Below are 17,759 nucleotides of genomic sequence, written 5' to 3'. Positions count from 1 at the left end.
GCGGTTACCTGGTCGACCGGAAGGATTCGGCGGATTTACGCAGATCATCCAACCAGACCTGATCGTCCACCACTTGTGGCCGCATGAGGATCACCAGCTCGGTCTGCAGCAAGGCTTTGCGTTGTTGCTGAAACAGCGTGCCCACTATCGGCAGCTTCGAGGCCCAGGGGATGTTTGCATCGGTATTGGTGTTGCGGTTTTCCAGCAGGCCGCCGATGACCACCACCTGACCGCTGCGGGCACGCACGATGGAATCGGACTGACGTGTAGTCGAGAGCGCCAGCGGCAGATTGAAGACATTGTCCGAGCCGCCCAGCTGGATGGTCTTGTTCTGGTCCTGCACGCGGCTGACGGTCGGCCGCACGTGCAGCGTGACCTGGCCGTTCTCATCGATCTGCGGGGTGACATCCAGCGATATGCCGGAGAAGAACGGAGTCAGGGTGATGTCCAGATCCGGTGCAGTGGTGCCGCCCACGAGCGACGTCGTGGTGGTCGAAACATCGGTTACGAAGAACTCGTCCGTGCCGACCTTGATGACCGCTTTCTGGTTGTTCAGTGTCGAAATCCGTGGGCTGGACAGCACACGTACCTCGCCTTGGGTCTCCAGCAGTTGCAGCACGCCGCTGAAATCACCGACCTGCACCGCAGCACTGAACACACCGCCGACGCTGTTCGGCCCGCTCAGCGCGTCGCCCTGCACGCCAAGGCTGAAATCGGCATTGCCCATGCTGCCGAGCTGAGCCCAGTTGATGCCGGACTGAAAGCCATCGGACAGATTCACTTCGAGGATCTTGGTTTCGAGGATGACCTGACGTTGCAGGTTGCGCTGCGCCAGGATCAGAAAGCGCTCTACAGCCTGCTGATCCGCGCTGGAGGCTCGCACCACAAGCAATCCGCTTTGCGGATTCACGACGACCTGATTGCCTTCTTCGCCGCCGATCATCATCTCGATCACGGCTCGCACTTCGCTCCAGAAGTCCACGTTGCTGGTGGTCAACAACTGGCTGGCATTCACCGTCGAGGAGGTACTGCTGGTCGTGGTGCCCGCCGCGCCGACGCCGGTGCTATCGCTGCTGGTGACCTGGCCCGAGCTTACGCGGGTGTCGGTCATACCCTGGCGCTGGACGTTCAGATAGTCGAGATCGTACGTGCGGGTAATCGCCTCGTTCGGCTGGATCTGATAGCCGTAGGCGGTACGCTGGTAGTCATAGCCGTAGCTATCCCGAACCGCCGCCAGGGTTTCTTCGAGGGTGACGTTACGCAGACTGAAGGTTACGTTGCCGGTCACGCCGGGGTGCACCAGCAGATTTTCCCCGGCACTGTTCATCAGGCTGAGGAAGAACTCGCGGGCCGGCATGTCGCTGACGGCCACGTCGAACCGAGGCCCCGAGACGACGAGCTTGTCGGCTGCCAAAGGTGGGATCAGTCCCGCCTGCACCGAAACTGGCGGAACCACTTTCAGCTGGTTCTGTTCCAGGCTTTCCTCGAACAGGCGGTTGCTCTGCTCGTACAGACGTTGATCGCCGTCTTCGAAGGTCTGACAGGCAGAAAGCAGGCAGATCAGGCTCAACACGCCGAAGCGAGACATCTGGGTCGGCATCATGGCTGGGTACGGCTCGTTTGGATGATGGGGGCGCTGAGGTGCAGTTCTTGCTGCTGACCTTGGCGATCAATGAGGACGGCGTGCCGGTGAATTGCAAGGATGCGAGCATCTCCCACGCGGTCTCCGACCTGCAGGCTGTTTCCGTTGATCACGGCGCTGGCACGCCCGGGGCCACGCAGGATCGCCTGCAGGTGCAAGCTGGCAGCCGCGTCTACCGGCGCATCACCAGCCGCCCGCCCGGCCGGCGGTTGCGTGGGATCCAGCGCGACGACAGGCGCGGCGCCGAACAGCGAAGCCAGGCAGAGAAGTTTGATCGCAGTTCTAAACACCAACCCACCCCGCATCGCGACTCAAGGTATGCAAGTCGAGGGTGACGCGAGCCCGGCCAGCACCCTCCTCACCGACTTCGTAGTTCAGGCTGTCCCAATGCAAACGCCAGCCACTCCCCTGGACGGCGTTGAGATAGGCCAGTAGATCGAAATAGCCGCCTTCGAGGGTCAGGCGCAGGCCATGGCGATAGAACACCACCGGTGGCGTCTTTTGCTCCTTGCTCTCAGCCGTTGCCGCAGCGGGCACCGCGAGCGGCCCGCTCGAACTTTCAAGGGCGACCAGTTTGAGCTGGGTCTGGTTACGCAACAGATCCTGCAGCAGCCCCTTCATCCGGGTCGGCGATACCAGCGTGCTGGTTTCCAGATCGATACGTTGCAGCAACTCGTCATGGCTGACCTGTGCAGCCGCCAGTGCCTGCCGGTAGCTCAGGTTCGGATCGGCCGCAAGCTTGGCCTGGATTTCCAGCAGGCTGCTCTCAGCCGCGAGAAGACGGGTGTGCGCAGCCTGTTGCCGACTGGTTTCGGCGGCAATGCGCAGACCCAGCGGCTCGGCGATCAACAACACGTAGAGCATGATCAGCAGCGACAGCCCCACCCCGTAGGTCAGCCATTGCTCGCGCGGCGCCAGCGCCTGCCAGTGCTGGATGAGCTTATTCATCGTCCTGCTCCACTACGGCCTGTGAGGACAAACGGAACTGCAGCAGATCGCTGTCGTCGCGCTGAAGATCGAAACGGGCGAACTCGCGTCCGCTGAACGCGCTGCTCTGACCCAGGCTCTGCAAATAAAGCGGGAGGAGTTCCTGATCCTGCGTCAGCCCCTGCAATGCCATTTCATCCCCGCCCGCCTGCAGGCGAATCCGGGTCAGCCAGAGCCCTTGTGGCGGGTGGCGATCAGCCAAGCCCTGCAGCAACCCTGAGAAGCCGGTGCTGCGCTGCGCATCCAACGTTTTGAGGTGGTCGGCGAGTCGTTGCAGCTCGCGGTTCTCGGCTTCGCGCTCGGCCAACTGCAGCGGAAGCCGCGGGTCGAGCGTCGGCTCGCGAAAATCCGCCTTGACCACGTCCAGCCTGGCCTCTGCCTGCCCGGCCTGTTGTTCGGCGAGTACGGCAGCTTGGCCGGCGGTATGCAGCTTCCAACCCTGCCATGCGCCATGGATCGCCAGCACTGCGATAACCAACACGACGCCCAGCTGCATCTGCCTGGGGCGTGGTCCACCGCCGCTACGGCGTTCGCGTTGATAGAGGTTGATGTTCTGCATCAGCAAGCATCCTGACGCAGGGCGGCACCGACAGCGCCGATACAGAAGGCCTGGCTCGATTCGGCGAGGTCACCGGCCGGCTGCCCCGGGAACAGCTCACGCAAATCCAGCCGTTGCAGATTGACAGCCAGCCCGGCCGCCAGCGCCTGATGGGTCCGCTCACCGTCCTGTTTCATCGGCAACAGCAACAGGCGGCTGATATAGCCTTTGCCCAGCTGACTTTCGTAGTAGTCGAGCGAGCGCTGGATCTCCAGGGTCATGCTGGACAGATCCTGCTCGGCACGTGCCAGACCGTGTTCGATACGCCGTGCCATATACAGATCGGCACCGTTCTGTACACAGATCAAACCTTCGCTGGTACGTAGGCGCAACAGCGCCAAATTGATGGCATCGGCACCGGCCAGCAGCCCGAGGTTGCGAAAGGCCATTTCAGTAATGTCGATGCTTGCCAGGGTCAGGCCGGCATGCTGGACGAGTGAGCGAAACTCATTCATCCGGGACTTTTTCAGCACCACGCAATAAACCATGCGCGTGCGGCCACGATAAGCGTCCTCAGGAAGGCTAAAGCAATCGATGACAACGTCTTCAAGCGGCTCGCTGAGCAAGTCCTTGACGCGCCAGCGCATGGCGTCACGCAGCTCTTCAGCCGGTACCTCTGGCGCTTCAAGCAGGAACATTTGATAAGCCGAAGGGTGCAGCAGGAGATTGACCGACATACCGTTCAGGCCATGCTCGGCAACGGCTTGCTTGAGCAATTCAGCTTGCGCCTCCGGCTGACCCTCAAGGTAGTCGCAACGCAGCAACTGTGGTGTCTCGCCGTCAGCACGCTGAACCTGCGCAAGTGCGACGCCTTGCGGCCCGAACTCAAGACCCAGTAGCCCCATTGCGGTGGCTTTGCGACGTTTGAAAAATAGCCCCATCAGGGAAGGCACTCCTGCCGCTTCGCGACTTGCACAACTCTAAACACGAGACGGAACACACGCACCTAATCTGATATCAGATTGCCATCTATATAGGAAGCCTAACAAAAACCGTTATCTAGTCCAATCACCGACACCTCTGCTCTTCACGACGAGGCGTCAAAAACCTTCCACCGTATCGGCCACTGCTGCCCCTCAGTTAGGCCACTCGTCGCCAGAGCGCGTCTGAACAATCCGCGCCGGAAAAGTGGCAGCTTTGGCCACGTCGCAACAGCTGAAGCAACAGACGTACCAAAAAGCAGGGTGGGCTTAGACGGATGACCAACGGACGGCGATCAGAACAACCGCAACTGCTCGAAGCCGCTTCGCAGGTCGATCAAACGAACCCCGACGCCAATCAACCGCACCGGTCGCTTGCCACGGGCAAAGGCGCCCGCCAGAAGGTCGGAATAGTCTTCAAGCTCCAGTCCGGCACCGGACTGTTCGAGGGTCGTCTGGGTGAAGTCATGGAACTTCAACTTCACGAACGGCTTGCCGGGCCGGTAGCCGCTATCGAGTCGCGCCATTCTGCCGGCGAGTTGCTCGAGCAACTCCGGAAGTCGCTCAAGGCAGGCGGCGAGGTCTGGTAAGTCGCGCTCGTAGGTATTCTCGACGCTGACCGACTGGCGCCGGCTCTCGACCTGAACCAAGCGCTCGTCGACGCCATGCGCCAGCCCCCACAGTCGCTCACCGAACGAGCCGAAATCCCGAACCAGATCAAGGCGCCTCCAGCTGCGCAGATCAGCGCAGGTGTGAATACCCATGCGCTTCAGCTTCTCCGCCGTCACCCGGCCGACACCATGGAGTTTGGTGACCGGCAGAGCGAGTACGAAATCGTCCACCTGATCCGGGGTAATCACGAACAGACCATCCGGCTTGTTCCAGTCGCTGGCGATCTTTGCCAGAAACTTGTTAGGCGCAACGCCCGCTGAAACCGTGATGCGCAGCTGCCGCCAGACTCGCCGGCGGATGTCCTGTGCGATGCGGGTGGCGCTGCCGGCAAAATGTTCGCAGCCACTCACATCGAGAAAAGCCTCGTCGAGCGATAAGGGTTCGATCAGATCGGTGTAGGTCCGGAAAATCCCGTGGATTTCGCGCGAAGCTTCCTTATAGGCATCCATCCGCGGCCGCACGATCAGCAGGTCCGGGCACAGCTTCAGCGCATGACCGGAGGCCATCGCGGAGCGCACGCCGTATGCGCGAGCTTCGTAGTTGCAGGTGGCAATAACGCCGCGTCGATCAGCCAAGCCACCAACCGCGATAGGCCGGTTGGCAAGACTGGGATCGTCGCGCATCTCGATCGCGGCATAGAAGCAATCGCAATCGACATGGATGATTTTTCTGGACGGGATAACGGTAAGAAACTCGTGACTGGACTAAATCGCCGCTCCCCTTGAACAACTCCATCAAGAGCGAAGCGGGCCGCGCGACATTATGGCCGATCCGGGTCGCCCCGAGGATATTGCGAGGATGAGCGGATAAGCGAGCCGGCGACTCGAGGCGATCACTTTTCCGGAACCTTCTTGGAACCGGCGGCCACTGGCAATTCGCTGTATTTACTCAACTGAACAAACCATTCGGGCGGCAAACCGACCAGAGGTAAAACGAACGAAAGCGCGGCGCTAGAGGCCGCGCCATCGCTTGCAAGCCCCGGCCAATGCGGCTACCCACGAACAATTCCCGGACCACCGAGTCGGAATTTAAGAGGTAGAGCAGCAAACACTTCCAAGCTACCCGGAGGATTACCGATGAAGACCTTGAGTATTGCCACTGCCCTTTTCATCAGCCTGCTTGCGACTGGAGCAATGGCCAATCAGGAAGTCATGCAGGACGACGAAGACCTTGGCTTGTCAAGCACGGCCCAGGGCAGCGCAATGAATGAAAACCACCAGCGCGCCGATACGGCAAACATCAAGAATGACCCCGAGACCCTCAAGCAGAAGATGGAAAACGAGGTGCAGGACGATTGGCGCGGCGATGCCGAGGAACGCCGCGAGGCAGACGTCAGCAAGCCGGAACAGCGCTGATCATAAATGGGGTCAGAGTTCGAGGGGATAAGGCTGCACCAGCGCCTTGCCATACCCCTCGACAAACTCGCCCGGCATGCGCTTGGGCTTGCCGGTAGACAACTGAATGCAGACGAAGGTGGTTTGCGCACGTAACAGCGTCACCCCGTCCGCCGGCCGGATCAGCTGGAAATTACGTTTCATCTTCAGTCGCTGATCGGAGTCCACGATCCAAGTACCGAGCTGCAATTGATCGCCCTGATACGCAGCAGCCAAGTAGTCGATTTCGTGTCGCAGTACCGCCATCGCTCGATCAAGCCTACGGTAGTCGCCCAGCCCAAGCCCCAGATGCTGCGAATGCTGCCAGGCGCAAGTTTCCAGCCAAGTCACATAAACCGCATTGTTTGCGTGGCCGAGCTCGTCGATATGCTCGGATTGCACGTCAATATCGATGACGAATGAGTCGGCCTGGTCCCAGATCATGCGTACCCTCGCTGTGCTGTGCGCCGCAGATGCGGCCGAATCGCCTATTGGAAGCCACCTGCCGCCTGATTGTCACGCATGCGGGCCGGATCTATGGCCCACCATTCAGCATGCCAGACCATGTCGCCCTGATGACGACGCTCAAATTGCGGGCAAAACAAAAAGGGTCATTTCGTGAGAAATGACCCTTTGATGCCCAAAACGGGCAAAAAAAATGGCGTCCCCTAGGGGACTCGAACCCCTGTTACCGCCGTGAAAGGGCGGTGTCCTAGGCCACTAGACGAAGGGGACGAAACCTTCGATGAACAAACCGTAACCGCTACGACCTGTCGTGGATTGGTGGAGCTAGACGGGATCGAACCGTCGACCTCTTGCATGCCATGCAAGCGCTCTCCCAGCTGAGCTATAGCCCCGGATTTAATGTCTCTCGACTCGCCCCGCTCTCGCGTTGCGATTTTGAATAATGGCGTCCCCTAGGGGACTCGAACCCCTGTTACCGCCGTGAAAGGGCGGTGTCCTAGGCCACTAGACGAAGGGGACGCAAAGCCCTTCAAAGGCAACCGGCGTGAACCGGTGTGGCAATCGAGATTGGTGGAGCTAGACGGGATCGAACCGTCGACCTCTTGCATGCCATGCAAGCGCTCTCCCAGCTGAGCTATAGCCCCATCTCGAGGACGGGGCGCATATTAGGTGCGGCCTCTCGGAGTGTCAACGATATTTTTGCCTGACCCCGAAGATTTTTTGGCATCAGAACAAATACTTACCGGCGACGAGTGGCAAACGCCGAACAGCAGCGGGACGGCGCCAACCGCGTCCCGAGAAGCCATCGCGGATCACGCCATCGCGGCGAAGAGCTTTTCCCACTCTTTCACTTCTTTCTTCGAAGCGCCGCCCAACAGCTCCAACGCCTGACGCAGACGGAAGCGGGTCAGGTCGGGCCCGATGATCTCCATGGCGTCGAGCACCGACACGGAGCTGGCCTGGCCGGTGATCGAGGCGAACATCAAGGGCATGACGTCACGCAGCTTCAATTCGAGATGCGCCCCAACCGCTTGGATGCATTCGGTGATGCGCTCTTTGTCCCACTGACGCAAAGCTTCCAGCTTCCACAGCGTCAGCTGCAACACCTGACGGACCTGAGTGGCGTCGAGCTTCTTGTGCTCGAACAATGCCGGATCAAGGTTCAGTGCGCCGGAGAAGAAGAAGCCAGCCAATGGCGCGATCTGGCTGAAGGTCTCGACACGCTGCTGCACGTGGGGCGCGATCTTCATCATGTACTCGGGGTTGAACGCCCACCTCTGCACCTCGGCTGCGAACTGCTCGACTGGTAGCTCGCGCAGCCACTGGCCGTTGAGCCAGGACAGCTTTTCGACGTCGAAGATCGGTCCACCCAGCGAGACGCGATTGATGTCGAAGTGTTCGATCATTTCCGCCAGCGTGAATTTCTCGCGCTCGTCCGGCATCGACCAGCCCATGCGGCCCAGGTAGTTGAGCATCGCCTCGGGCATAAAACCCATGCGCTCGTAGAAAGTCACCGAAGTGGGATTCTTGCGCTTGGAAAGCTTGCTCTTGTCCGGGTTGCGCAGCAGTGGCATGTAGCAGAGCTGTGGCTGTTCCCAACCGAAATATTCGTAGAGCTTGATCAGCTTCGGCGCCGACGGCAGCCATTCCTCGCCGCGCAGCACATGGGTGATGCCCATCAGATGGTCGTCGACGACGTTGGCCAGGAAGTAGGTCGGCAGACCATCAGCCTTCATCAGTACCTGCATGTCCATGCGATCCCAGCCGATTTCGACCGTGCCGCGGAGCATGTCGTTGACCTGGCATATGCCCTCGCTCGGCACCTTCATGCGGATCACGTGCGACTCGCCCGCCGCAATGCGCTGCTGCGCGGTTTCGGCCGGGATGTGCATGCAATGCCCGTCGTAGCGCGGCGTTTCCTTGTTGGCCATCTGCTCGGCACGCACCTGATCCAGGCGCTCGGCACTGCAGAAGCATGGGAACGCATGTCCCTTGGCGACCAACTCGTCCGAATACTTCTTGTAGATCTCGCCGCGCTCGCTCTGCCGATACGGTCCGTGTGGACCGCCCACGTCCGGGCCTTCGTCCCACTCGATGCCCAACCAACGCAGCGCGTCATAGATCTGCTGTTCCGACTCGCGCGTGGAACGCAACTGGTCGGTGTCCTCAATGCGCAGGATGAACTCGCCGCCGTGCTGGCGCGCAAAGCACAGGTTGAACAGCGCGATATAAGCGGTGCCGACATGCGGATCGCCGGTAGGGGATGGTGCGATACGGGTGCGAACGGTGGTCATGATGTTCTCGAATCAAGGCACAGGAAGACACGGCGGCTGCGATAGCCGGTTCGGCCGGCTGGGTCAGCGCGTGTAAAGGCGCGATGTTAACAGGCGCGCATCCACCGGCTCCACCAGACGGCCTTCCGCAACTGGCAACGACTGCATCAGAAAATCAAGAAACGCCTTGACCTTCATCGCCTGAAAACGTCGCGAGGGATAGACCGCATACACCTCGCCTATCGGCAGATCGACATCTGGGAGAAGCTCGACCAGATGACCTTCACGCACCTCCTGATCGGTGATCATGGTCGGTAGCGCCGCGATGCCTGCTCCGGCCAGTGCAGCCTCGCGGGCAAAGGTGATGTTGTTGCAGGTCAGCACCCGGCGGCAACTGACGTTCTGTTCGAGGATCGGCCAGTAGCGCACCGGGTCGCGCGACAGCGTGATCGCGCGGTGGCTGGCGAGATCCTCCGCCCGCGTGGGCACGCCATGCTGGGCCAGATATTCTGGACTGGCGCAGAGTCGCCGCCGGGTCTCGAAGAGCTTACGCCCGATCAAACTGGAGTCCTGGGGCTGCCCCACCGAGATGACGATGTCGACACCCTCCTCTACCGGGTCGATGTGCCTCGATGCCAGTTCCACTTCGGCATTGATCTCCGGATACAAGCGCATGAAATCACCCAGCACTCGACCCAGGATCCACTGACCAAATTCGATCGGCGCGGAGATTCGCAGCAGCCCGGCCGGCGCCTGCTGAAGCTGCATGACGGCCTGCTCGGCTTCGGCGAAATCGACCATGATCTGCCGACAGCGCTCGTAGTATGCCTGCCCCACTTCGGTCAGCCGCAAGCGGCGCGTGGTGCGGTTGATCAACCGCACGCCCAACCGCTCTTCGAGCTGGACGATACGACGGCTTACCGTTGACTTCTGCATGGCCAGGCTCGAAGCCGCCTGGGTAAAACTGTGGCACTCGACCACACGAGTGAAGATCAGCGCGTCATCCAGACCCATTGCATTGTTCCGTATTTGCAACAAAGTTTCGCAATTGTAACGGGTTATTACTGAAGCGGAACGCTGCTAGATTGCCGGCTCACTCCGCCAATGAGCGACCCCATGCCCGCCCAGCTGAAACGCCGATTGATCATCTTCGTTGCCCTTGTACTGCTGGTCGCAGCCGGGTTCTTCGCTCAATGGTATTTCGTTGGTCGTCATTACGAACACACCGACAACGCCTATGTACAAGGTGAAATCACACGGATTTCCAGCCAGCTCGCCGCGCGTATCGAACAGGTCCACGTGCAGGATAATCAGCATGTGCAACCAGGTGATTTGCTGGTCAGCCTTGAACCAGGCGACTTCCGCCTCGCCCTGGAACAGGCCAGGGCCAACCTGGCGATTCGTGAAGCTGAACTCACCCAGGCACGCAGCCGCCTGGCGCAGCAGAGCAGCCTGATCGCCGCCAGCCAGGCTTCGGTTGGCGCGGCTCAGGCAAATCTGGAGCGTAGCCAGACGGACCTGTCGCGCGTCGAAGCGCTACGAAAGCCCGGCTTCATCTCGGAAGAACGCGTCACCACGCTGTCTGCCGACGCAAAGGTCGCCCGCTCGCAGCGACAGAAAGCCGAAGCCGACCTGGCAGCGCAACGCCAGCAGGTCGACGCGCTGGAAGCGGACGTCAAACGTCTGGACGCGCAAATTGGCAGCGCTCGAGCCGAAATCGAGCAAGCCGAGCTGAACCAGGGCCGTACGGAAATTCGCTCGCCGATCAGCGGGATCGTCGGGCAGCGTTCAGCGCGCAACGGCCAATACGTGCCGGTCGGTGCCTACCTGATGTCGATCGTTCCCGACGAGGAAATCTGGGTTCAGGCCAATTTCAAGGAAACCCAGATCGGCCGGATGCAGGTTGGACAAAACGCCGAACTGACCTTCGACACCTATCCTGACACGCCCATCGATGCCCGCGTCGAAAGCCTGTTCCCCGCCTCCGGCGCGCAGTTCAGTCTGCTGCCGCCGGACAATGCCACCGGTAACTTCACCAAGGTGGTGCAGCGCATTCCGGTCAAGCTGACCTTTGCCAGCGATAACCCGCTCAACGGCCGTATCCGCCCCGGCATGTCGGTGGACGTGAAGATCGACATCCGTGGCCGCTGATGCCCTGATCCGGCCGGTCGGTGAGCCTAGCCGACGCGACTGGATTGCCGTGATGAGCGCCATGCTTGGCGCCTTCATGGCGGTACTGGATATCCAGATCACCAACTCTTCGCTGAAGGACATCCAGGGTGCATTGTCCGCCACGCTGGAGGAAGGCTCCTGGATCTCCACCTCCTATCTGGTGGCGGAAATCATCATGATTCCGCTCACCGCCTGGCTGGTGCAGCTGCTCTCTGCGCGGCGCCTGGCGGTCTGGGTATCGATCGGCTTTCTGATCTCGTCACTGCTCTGTTCCTTTGCCTGGAACCTGGAAAGCATGATCGTGTTTCGCGCACTGCAGGGCTTCACCGGCGGCGCGCTGATCCCACTGGCCTTCACCCTGACGCTGATCAAGCTGCCGGACCATCATCGCGCCAAGGGCATGGCGCTGTTCGCCATCACCGCGACCTTTGCACCCTCGATCGGGCCCACACTGGGCGGCTGGCTCACCGAGAGCTGGGGTTGGGAATACATTTTCTACATCAACGTGCCGCCCGGGCTGCTGATGATCGCGGGCCTGCTGTACGGTCTGGAGAAAAAGCCGCCGCACTGGGAGCTGCTCAAAAGCACCGACTACGCGGGCATCATCACGCTGGCGATGGGGCTGGGATGCCTGCAGGAATTTCTCGAAGAAGGACATCGCAAGGACTGGCTGGAATCGACCCTGATCGTCCAGCTGGGCTCGGTGGCAGTGGTCAGTCTGATACTTTTCGTGATCCTGCAGCTGTCGCGGCCTAACCCACTGATCAACTTGGGAATCCTGCGTGAGCGCAACTTCGGTCTGACCAGCATCGCCAGCCTGGGCATGGGGCTCGGGCTTTATGGATCGATCTATCTGCTACCGCTGTACCTGGCGCAGATCCAGAACTACAACGCGCTGCAGATCGGCCAGGTCATCATGTGGATGGGCATTCCGCAGCTGTTCCTGATTCCACTGGTTCCCAAGCTGATGAAGATCATTCCTCCAAAGCTGCTATGCGCTGCAGGCTTCGCCCTGTTCGGCATCTCCAGCTTTGCCTCCGGCGCACTCAATCCGGACTTTGCCGGCGACCAGTTCCATCCGATCCAGATCATCCGAGCGCTCGGCCAACCCATGATCATGGTCACCATCTCGCTGATCGCCACGGCCTACATCCAGCCGCAGGACGCCGGCTCAGCGTCCAGCCTGTTCAACATTCTGCGCAACCTCGGCGGCGCGATTGGCATCGCTTTGCTGGCGACACTGCTGGACAGTCGCGCGAAGATCTATTTCGACTATCTGCGCGAGTCGGTGGTGCCGGGCAACCCTGCTGTCGCGGAGCGGCTGAGCGCCCTGACTCAGCAGCTGGGCAGCGAGCAGGCCGCACTAGGGCGGATCAGCGAGATCACTCATCAGCAGGCGATGATCATGGCGTACAACGATGCCTTCCACTTCGTCGGCATTGCGCTAGCAGTCAGCATGGTTGCTGTGCTGCTGACGCGGCGCCTGCCTGACGACATCAAAGGTGGCGCGGCCCACTGAGGCCGGAAGGTGGTATTTCGCCAAGCGTCACGGGTGAAAACTCGCCCTTACAGGACCGAGCGTCTTACGCGTCCCGCAATGCAGAGGCGATTTACTTGCCCGAGTCGCCTTGCGACGCACCGAAAGCATCAAACTTGCAGCAACCTCTCGCGTAGTTTGTGGATCTCGTCGCGCGTCTGCGCGGCGGCTTCGAATTCCAGATCGCGCGCATAGGCGAGCATCTTCTCTTCCAGCTGGCGAATCCGTTTGGTGATCTCGCTCGGTGAGCGGAGTTCGTTCTCGTAGCGCGCCGCTTCTTCCGCCGCTTTGGCTTCGCCGCGACGCTTCTTGCTGCGCGAACCCGGCACGGTAGCGCCTTCCAGGATGTCCTGAACATCCTTGAACACACCCTGCGGGACGATACCGTTGGCTTCGTTGAAGGCGATTTGCTTGTTGCGCCGGCGCTCAGTTTCGCCGATGGCCCGCTCCATCGAGCCGGTTATTCTGTCGGCATACAGAATGGCCCGGCCGTTGAGATTACGCGCCGCGCGGCCGATGGTCTGGATCAGCGAGCGCTCGGAGCGCAGGAAGCCTTCCTTGTCCGCATCGAGGATCGCCACCAGCGACACCTCGGGCATGTCCAGGCCCTCACGCAGCAGGTTGATGCCTACCAGGACGTCGAACACGCCCAGGCGTAGGTCTCGGATGATCTCGACCCGCTCCACGGTATCGATGTCCGAGTGCAGGTAGCGCACCCGCGCGCCGTGATCGCCGAGGTAGTCGGTGAGATCCTCGGCCATTCGCTTGGTCAGCGTCGTGACCAGCACACGCTCTTCCTTGACCACGCACTTGTTGATTTCCGAAAGCAGATCGTCGACCTGCGTCAGCGCTGGTCGTATCTCGATCTGAGGGTCGACCAGCCCGGTAGGCCTTACCAGCTGTTCGATCACTCGCCCCGCATGCTCAGCCTCGTAAGGTCCAGGCGTCGCCGAGACGAAGATCGTCTGTGGGCTGATCGCCTCCCACTCATCGAAACGCATCGGCCGGTTATCCAACGCCGATGGCAGACGGAAGCCGTACTCGACCAGCGTCTCCTTGCGTGAGCGGTCGCCTTTGTACATGGCACCGACCTGCGGAACGCTCACGTGGGACTCGTCGATCACCAACAGCGCATCGGCTGGTAGATAGTCATAAAGCGTCGGTGGGGCCTCGCCAGAGTCGCGCCCGGACAAATAGCGCGAGTAGTTCTCGATGCCGTTGCAATAGCCCAGCTCCATGATCATTTCCAGATCGAAACGGGTGCGTTGCTCGAGTCGCTGAGCCTCCACCAGCTTGTTGTTGCTGCGCAGGTAATCGAGGCGATCCTTGAGCTCCACCTTGATGTTCTCGATGGCATCCAGCAGGGTCTCGCGCGGCGTCACGTAGTGACTCTTGGGATAGAAGGTGAAGCGCGGCAGCTTGCGGATCACCTCGCCGGTCAGGGGATCGAAGGCAGACAGGCTTTCCACTTCGTCATCGAACAGCTCGATGCGCACCGCTTCCAGGTCCGATTCGGCCGGATAGACATCGATCACATCGCCACGCACGCGAAAGGTCGCACGGGCGAAATCCATTTCATTGCGGGTGTACTGCAGCCCGGTGAGTCTGCGCAGCAGCTCACGCTGGTCCAGGCGATCGCCTCGGTCGATGTGGAGCACCATTTTCAGGTAGGTTTCGGGGCTACCCAAGCCGTAGATGCACGAAACAGTAGTGACGATGATTGCGTCCGACCGCTCCAGCAGCGCCTTGGTCGCTGATAAACGCATCTGCTCGATATGGTCGTTGATCGAAGCATCCTTCTCGATGAAGGTATCGGACGACGGCACATAGGCTTCCGGCTGGTAGTAATCGTAGTAGGAGACGAAATACTCAACCGCGTTGTTCGGGAAGAACGCCTTGAACTCCCCATAGAGCTGAGCTGCAAGCGTCTTGTTTGGCGCAAGCACCAGCGTGGGCCGCTGCACGTGGGCGATCACATTGGCGATGCTGAAGGTCTTGCCCGACCCCGTTACACCGAGCAACGTCTGGTGCGACAAGCCGGCCTCGATGCCTTCGATCATCTGCCGAATGGCTTCAGGCTGGTCTCCGGCTGGCTTGAAGCGCGTGACCAATTCGAACTGCGACATATCGACCTCTTCAGATAGCGAGACGACTCGAAAATGACTATTCGAGCCGCTATGGCGGTGTTTCCAGACGTGCAACGTGCTGCTGGCGACGCGGCGCACAGCAACCACAACCCCTTTCAATGCGGGCTCGCTCAGCGATATCAAGTGCTCGGGCGACGAGCAGGCAAAGCCAGGAAAACTCGCGGCCTCCGCTGGGCTTAAACCGACAGAAAAACCGCCCTAGCATATCGCGGCACAGGGCCAGTCCCGTTATACTCTTGCCCCGTTTGCGCACCGCCCTCAGCGCGAAGCGAGGGTGCTGCATCAGTCACCTCCTCTCTTCGAGCCTCCCCATCATGAGTTTGTTCTCCGCTGTCGAAATGGCGCCGCGCGATCCGATCCTCGGCCTCAATGAAGCCTTCAATGCCGACACTCGGCAGAACAAGGTCAACCTGGGGGTAGGCGTCTACTACAACGAAGAAGGTCGAATTCCCCTGCTGCGCGCTGTGGCCGCCGCCGAGATGGCGCGACTGGAGCTGAATGCACCGCGCGGCTATCTGCCCATCGAGGGCATCGCCAGTTATGACATGGCTGTACAGGGCTTGCTGTTCGGTGCCGACTCGTCGCTGGTTGCCGATGGCCGCGTGGTTACTACGCAGGCGTTGGGCGGCACTGGCGCGTTGAAGATCGGCGCGGATTTCCTCAAGCGCATGCTGCCCGATGCGGTCGTCGCCATCACCAATCCAAGCTGGGAAAACCACCGCGCACTGTTCGAGGCTGCGGGCTTTCCCGTGCAGAACTATAGCTATTACGACGCGGCCAGCCATGGCATCGACCGCGCCGGCATGCTTGAAGACCTGAAAAACCTGCCGCCACGCTCGATCGTTGTGCTGCACGCCTGCTGCCACAACCCGACCGGCGTCGATCTGCAGCCGGAGGACTGGAAGCAGATCCTCGAAGTGCTGCGCGCCAATGATCACGTGCCGTTTATCGACATCGCCTATCAGGGCTTCGGTGACAACATCGAGGAGGATGCCGCTGCCGTGCGCCTGTTCGCCGACTCAGGCATGAGCTTCTTTGTATCGAGCTCCTTCTCCAAGTCATTCTCGCTATATGGCGAGCGCGTCGGCGCGCTGTCGATGGTGACCCAGAACCGCGACGAGTCGGCCCGAGTCCTGTCCCAGATCAAGCGCGTGATCCGCACCAACTATTCCAACCCGCCAACCCATGGCGCGACCGTGGTGTCTGCCGTGCTCAACAGCCCTGAGCTGCGCGCAATGTGGGAAACCGAGCTGGGCGAGATGCGCACCCGCATCCAGGACATGCGTCTGACCATGGTTCGACAGCTGGCTGAAAAAGGCGCTAAGCAGGATTTCAGCTTTGTCGCCAAGCAACGCGGGATGTTCTCCTACTCCGGCCTGACCGCCGCCCAGGTCGAGCGCCTGCGCGTCGAATTCGGCGTCTATGCGATCGGCACCGGGCGCATCTGTGCCGCAGCATTGAACCACAGCAATCTGGACCACGTGACTGATGCGATCGTGCAGGTTCTCTGAGCTGCCGAGGGTTGACTTTCCCTTAGTTATCATTAGGATACGCACCGCTGTTCCGCGATAGCTCAGTCGGTAGAGCAAATGACTGTTAATCATTGGGTCCCTGGTTCGAGTCCAGGTCGCGGAGCCAAATTCAAAGCCTCAGGTGAAAATCTGAGGCTTTTTTGTTTCCGTCGGACTCTCACCAGGGACCCTGTCCCAGGTGATTCGCTTCGCTCACCCCTTCGGGGCCGCGCTGAAGCGCGTTCTGCTTCGCAGTCGAGTCCAGGTCGCGGAGCCAACTTCAAAGCCTCAGGTGAAAATCTGGGGCTTTTTTGTTTCCGTCGGACTCTCACCAGGGACCCTGTCCCAGGTGATTCGCTTCGCTCACTCCTTCGGGGCCGCGCTGAAGCGCGTCTGCTGCGCAGTCGAGTCCAGGTGGCGGAGCCAACTTCAAAGCATCAGACCAGTGCCCGGGCTTTACTTTGTAGGCGCTAACCTCCCACGCCCCACCAACAACGGTCTGTAGGAGCTCGCTTGCTGGCAAACCAAACACAGCCGTTATGCAGAACCGCATCACCACTGATCGCGCGCAAGCTCGCTCCTACAATGCGTAATCGGCGAACCAATTCTCACACAACGCTGACACTGGAAACTAAAACGCCCCGCATATGCGGGGCGTTTGGAACGCAAGGATCTGTTATTCCTTGGCAGCCTCGACAGCCTCTTCGACAGCTTCCGGTGGAGGCGTCGCCTCACCCTCTTCACCCTTGATGCCCAGGAGCTCAAGGTCGAAGACCAGAACGGAGTTGGCAGGAATCAGCGGGCTCGGGCTCTGCTCGCCATAGGCGAGTTCGCTCGGGATATACAGCTTGTACTTTTCGCCGACATGCATCAGCTGCAGCCCTTCGACCCAGCCTGGAATCACGCCGCTGACAGGAAGATCGATCGGGGTGCCACGCTTGATCGAGCTATCGAAGACCGTGCCGTCAGTAAGGCTGCCTTCGTAGTGGACAGTGACGACATCGTCCGGACCCGGCTGGGCGCCGTCGGCCTCTTTGATCACTTCGTACTGCAGGCCAGATTCGGTGGTCTTAACGCCTTCACGCTTGGCGTTTTCTTCCAAGAACTTCTTGCCAGCGGCGACGGATTCCTTGTTCATCTCGACCATGCGCTCTTCGGCACGAGTCTGCAGATAAGCGAAGGCTTCCATCAGCTCTTCATCGGTCAGCTTCTGATCTTTCTTGCCGATGGCATCATCGATGCCTTGCGCGACGGCCGTCGAGTCCAGATCAGCCAAGCCTTCCTGTGCCAGGCTCTTGCCCATATTCAGGCCGATGCCATAGGAGGCTTTCTGCGCTGGCGTTTCCAGCTTAGCGCTGGTTTCCGAATCACAGCCCGCCAGGACCAGGCCAACCAGGGCTATCGCCGACGCCAAACGTTGAGGTCTCATTCTGTTTCCTTATTACCCAAGAAGTGGTGCAAA

At 60.3% G+C, this 17,759-nt stretch carries 15 protein-coding genes and 5 tRNA genes; 5 read left to right on the top strand and 15 right to left on the bottom strand.

Going from position 1 to position 17,759, the window contains the following annotated elements:
* Window positions 1–4: 4 nt before the first annotated feature.
* The 6 genes from mshL to dinB all read right to left on the bottom strand — a co-directional run bounded on the left by mshL (window position 5) and on the right by dinB (window position 5,499).
* Window positions 5–1,603 carry a pilus (MSHA type) biogenesis protein MshL gene (gene mshL / locus ACQKEK_RS03690; protein WP_046161867.1) on the bottom strand — a complete coding sequence of 533 codons (1,599 nt, stop codon included), beginning with the start codon at window positions 1,601–1,603 and terminating at the stop codon, window positions 5–7.
* Window positions 1,600–1,932: a type II secretion system protein N gene (locus ACQKEK_RS03685; RefSeq protein ID WP_499141073.1), complete on the bottom strand. Its 333-nt coding sequence runs from the start codon at window positions 1,930–1,932 to the stop codon at window positions 1,600–1,602. Before ACQKEK_RS03685 ends, mshL begins: the two co-directional genes overlap by 4 nt.
* Window positions 1,925–2,590, bottom strand: a complete 666-nt coding sequence (locus ACQKEK_RS03680) for a type II secretion system protein M (RefSeq protein ID WP_463287563.1) — start codon at window positions 2,588–2,590, stop codon at window positions 1,925–1,927. Before ACQKEK_RS03680 ends, ACQKEK_RS03685 begins: the two co-directional genes overlap by 8 nt.
* Window positions 2,583–3,188, bottom strand: a complete 606-nt coding sequence (locus ACQKEK_RS03675) for a PilN domain-containing protein (RefSeq protein ID WP_064482011.1) — start codon at window positions 3,186–3,188, stop codon at window positions 2,583–2,585. Before ACQKEK_RS03675 ends, ACQKEK_RS03680 begins: the two co-directional genes overlap by 8 nt.
* Entirely contained in the window at window positions 3,188–4,108 is a 921-nt protein-coding gene (locus ACQKEK_RS03670; RefSeq protein WP_499141072.1) for an MSHA biogenesis protein MshI, read from the bottom strand. Before ACQKEK_RS03670 ends, ACQKEK_RS03675 begins: the two co-directional genes overlap by 1 nt.
* 335 nt (window positions 4,109–4,443) lie before the next feature.
* Entirely contained in the window at window positions 4,444–5,499 is a 1,056-nt protein-coding gene (gene dinB, locus ACQKEK_RS03665; RefSeq protein WP_499141351.1) for a DNA polymerase IV, read from the bottom strand.
* Between the two features lie 396 nt (window positions 5,500–5,895).
* On the opposite strand from dinB, the gene ACQKEK_RS03660 reads away from it, so the two are divergent.
* Window positions 5,896–6,174, top strand: coding sequence for a hypothetical protein (locus ACQKEK_RS03660; RefSeq protein ID WP_499141071.1), 279 nt, complete (start codon window positions 5,896–5,898; stop codon window positions 6,172–6,174).
* A 12-nt stretch (window positions 6,175–6,186) separates the two neighbouring features.
* Here ACQKEK_RS03660 and ACQKEK_RS03655 read toward each other — a convergent pair whose 3' ends face one another.
* The 7 genes from ACQKEK_RS03655 to ACQKEK_RS03625 all read right to left on the bottom strand — a co-directional run bounded on the left by ACQKEK_RS03655 (window position 6,187) and on the right by ACQKEK_RS03625 (window position 9,944).
* On the bottom strand, window positions 6,187–6,636 hold the full coding sequence (locus ACQKEK_RS03655; protein WP_045428595.1) for an acyl-CoA thioesterase: 450 nt from the start codon (window positions 6,634–6,636) through the stop codon (window positions 6,187–6,189).
* Between the two features lie 215 nt (window positions 6,637–6,851).
* A tRNA-Glu gene (locus ACQKEK_RS03650) sits at window positions 6,852–6,927 on the bottom strand.
* Window positions 6,928–6,973: 46 nt separating this feature from the next.
* A tRNA-Ala gene (locus ACQKEK_RS03645) sits at window positions 6,974–7,049 on the bottom strand.
* A 51-nt stretch (window positions 7,050–7,100) separates the two neighbouring features.
* Window positions 7,101–7,176: transfer RNA gene (locus ACQKEK_RS03640), tRNA-Glu, on the bottom strand.
* A gap of 49 nt (window positions 7,177–7,225) precedes the next feature.
* Window positions 7,226–7,301: transfer RNA gene (locus tag ACQKEK_RS03635), tRNA-Ala, on the bottom strand.
* A gap of 168 nt (window positions 7,302–7,469) precedes the next feature.
* The gene (gene gltX, locus ACQKEK_RS03630) at window positions 7,470–8,951 is read right to left on the bottom strand and encodes a glutamate--tRNA ligase (RefSeq protein WP_499141069.1); all 1,482 of its coding nucleotides are present in this window, start codon (window positions 8,949–8,951) and stop codon (window positions 7,470–7,472) included.
* A gap of 63 nt (window positions 8,952–9,014) precedes the next feature.
* Window positions 9,015–9,944 (bottom strand): LysR family transcriptional regulator, encoded by a 930-nt coding sequence (locus ACQKEK_RS03625; protein ID WP_127838918.1) that lies wholly within the window; start codon window positions 9,942–9,944, stop codon window positions 9,015–9,017.
* A 102-nt stretch (window positions 9,945–10,046) separates the two neighbouring features.
* On the opposite strand from ACQKEK_RS03625, the gene ACQKEK_RS03620 reads away from it, so the two are divergent.
* Complete coding sequence (locus tag ACQKEK_RS03620) at window positions 10,047–11,081, top strand: HlyD family secretion protein (RefSeq protein ID WP_499141068.1); 1,035 nt, start codon at window positions 10,047–10,049, stop codon at window positions 11,079–11,081.
* Window positions 11,071–12,621: an MDR family MFS transporter gene (locus ACQKEK_RS03615; RefSeq protein WP_499141067.1), complete on the top strand. Its 1,551-nt coding sequence runs from the start codon at window positions 11,071–11,073 to the stop codon at window positions 12,619–12,621. Before ACQKEK_RS03620 ends, ACQKEK_RS03615 begins: the two co-directional genes overlap by 11 nt.
* Before the next feature lie 128 nt (window positions 12,622–12,749).
* Here ACQKEK_RS03615 and uvrB read toward each other — a convergent pair whose 3' ends face one another.
* On the bottom strand, window positions 12,750–14,765 hold the full coding sequence (gene uvrB, locus ACQKEK_RS03610) for an excinuclease ABC subunit UvrB (RefSeq protein WP_046161875.1): 2,016 nt from the start codon (window positions 14,763–14,765) through the stop codon (window positions 12,750–12,752).
* A 335-nt stretch (window positions 14,766–15,100) separates the two neighbouring features.
* On the opposite strand from uvrB, the gene ACQKEK_RS03605 reads away from it, so the two are divergent.
* Window positions 15,101–16,297 carry an amino acid aminotransferase gene (locus ACQKEK_RS03605; protein ID WP_046161876.1) on the top strand — a complete coding sequence of 399 codons (1,197 nt, stop codon included), beginning with the start codon at window positions 15,101–15,103 and terminating at the stop codon, window positions 16,295–16,297.
* Between the two features lie 51 nt (window positions 16,298–16,348).
* A tRNA-Asn gene (locus ACQKEK_RS03600) sits at window positions 16,349–16,424 on the top strand.
* A 549-nt stretch (window positions 16,425–16,973) separates the two neighbouring features.
* Here the strand turns inward: ACQKEK_RS03600 and bamJ are convergent.
* Window positions 16,974–17,726 carry a BamJ family beta-barrel-assembly machinery protein gene (gene bamJ / locus ACQKEK_RS03595; RefSeq protein WP_181689953.1) on the bottom strand — a complete coding sequence of 251 codons (753 nt, stop codon included), beginning with the start codon at window positions 17,724–17,726 and terminating at the stop codon, window positions 16,974–16,976.
* Window positions 17,727–17,759 lie beyond the last annotated feature (33 nt).

It is taken from the genome of Pseudomonas sp. NPDC077408 (assembly GCF_050269105.1).
Taxonomy (GTDB): Bacteria; Pseudomonadota; Gammaproteobacteria; order Pseudomonadales; family Pseudomonadaceae; genus Stutzerimonas.
The sequence above is the reverse complement of the archived record's forward strand: the minus strand, read 5'-3'. Positions and strand labels throughout refer to the sequence as shown.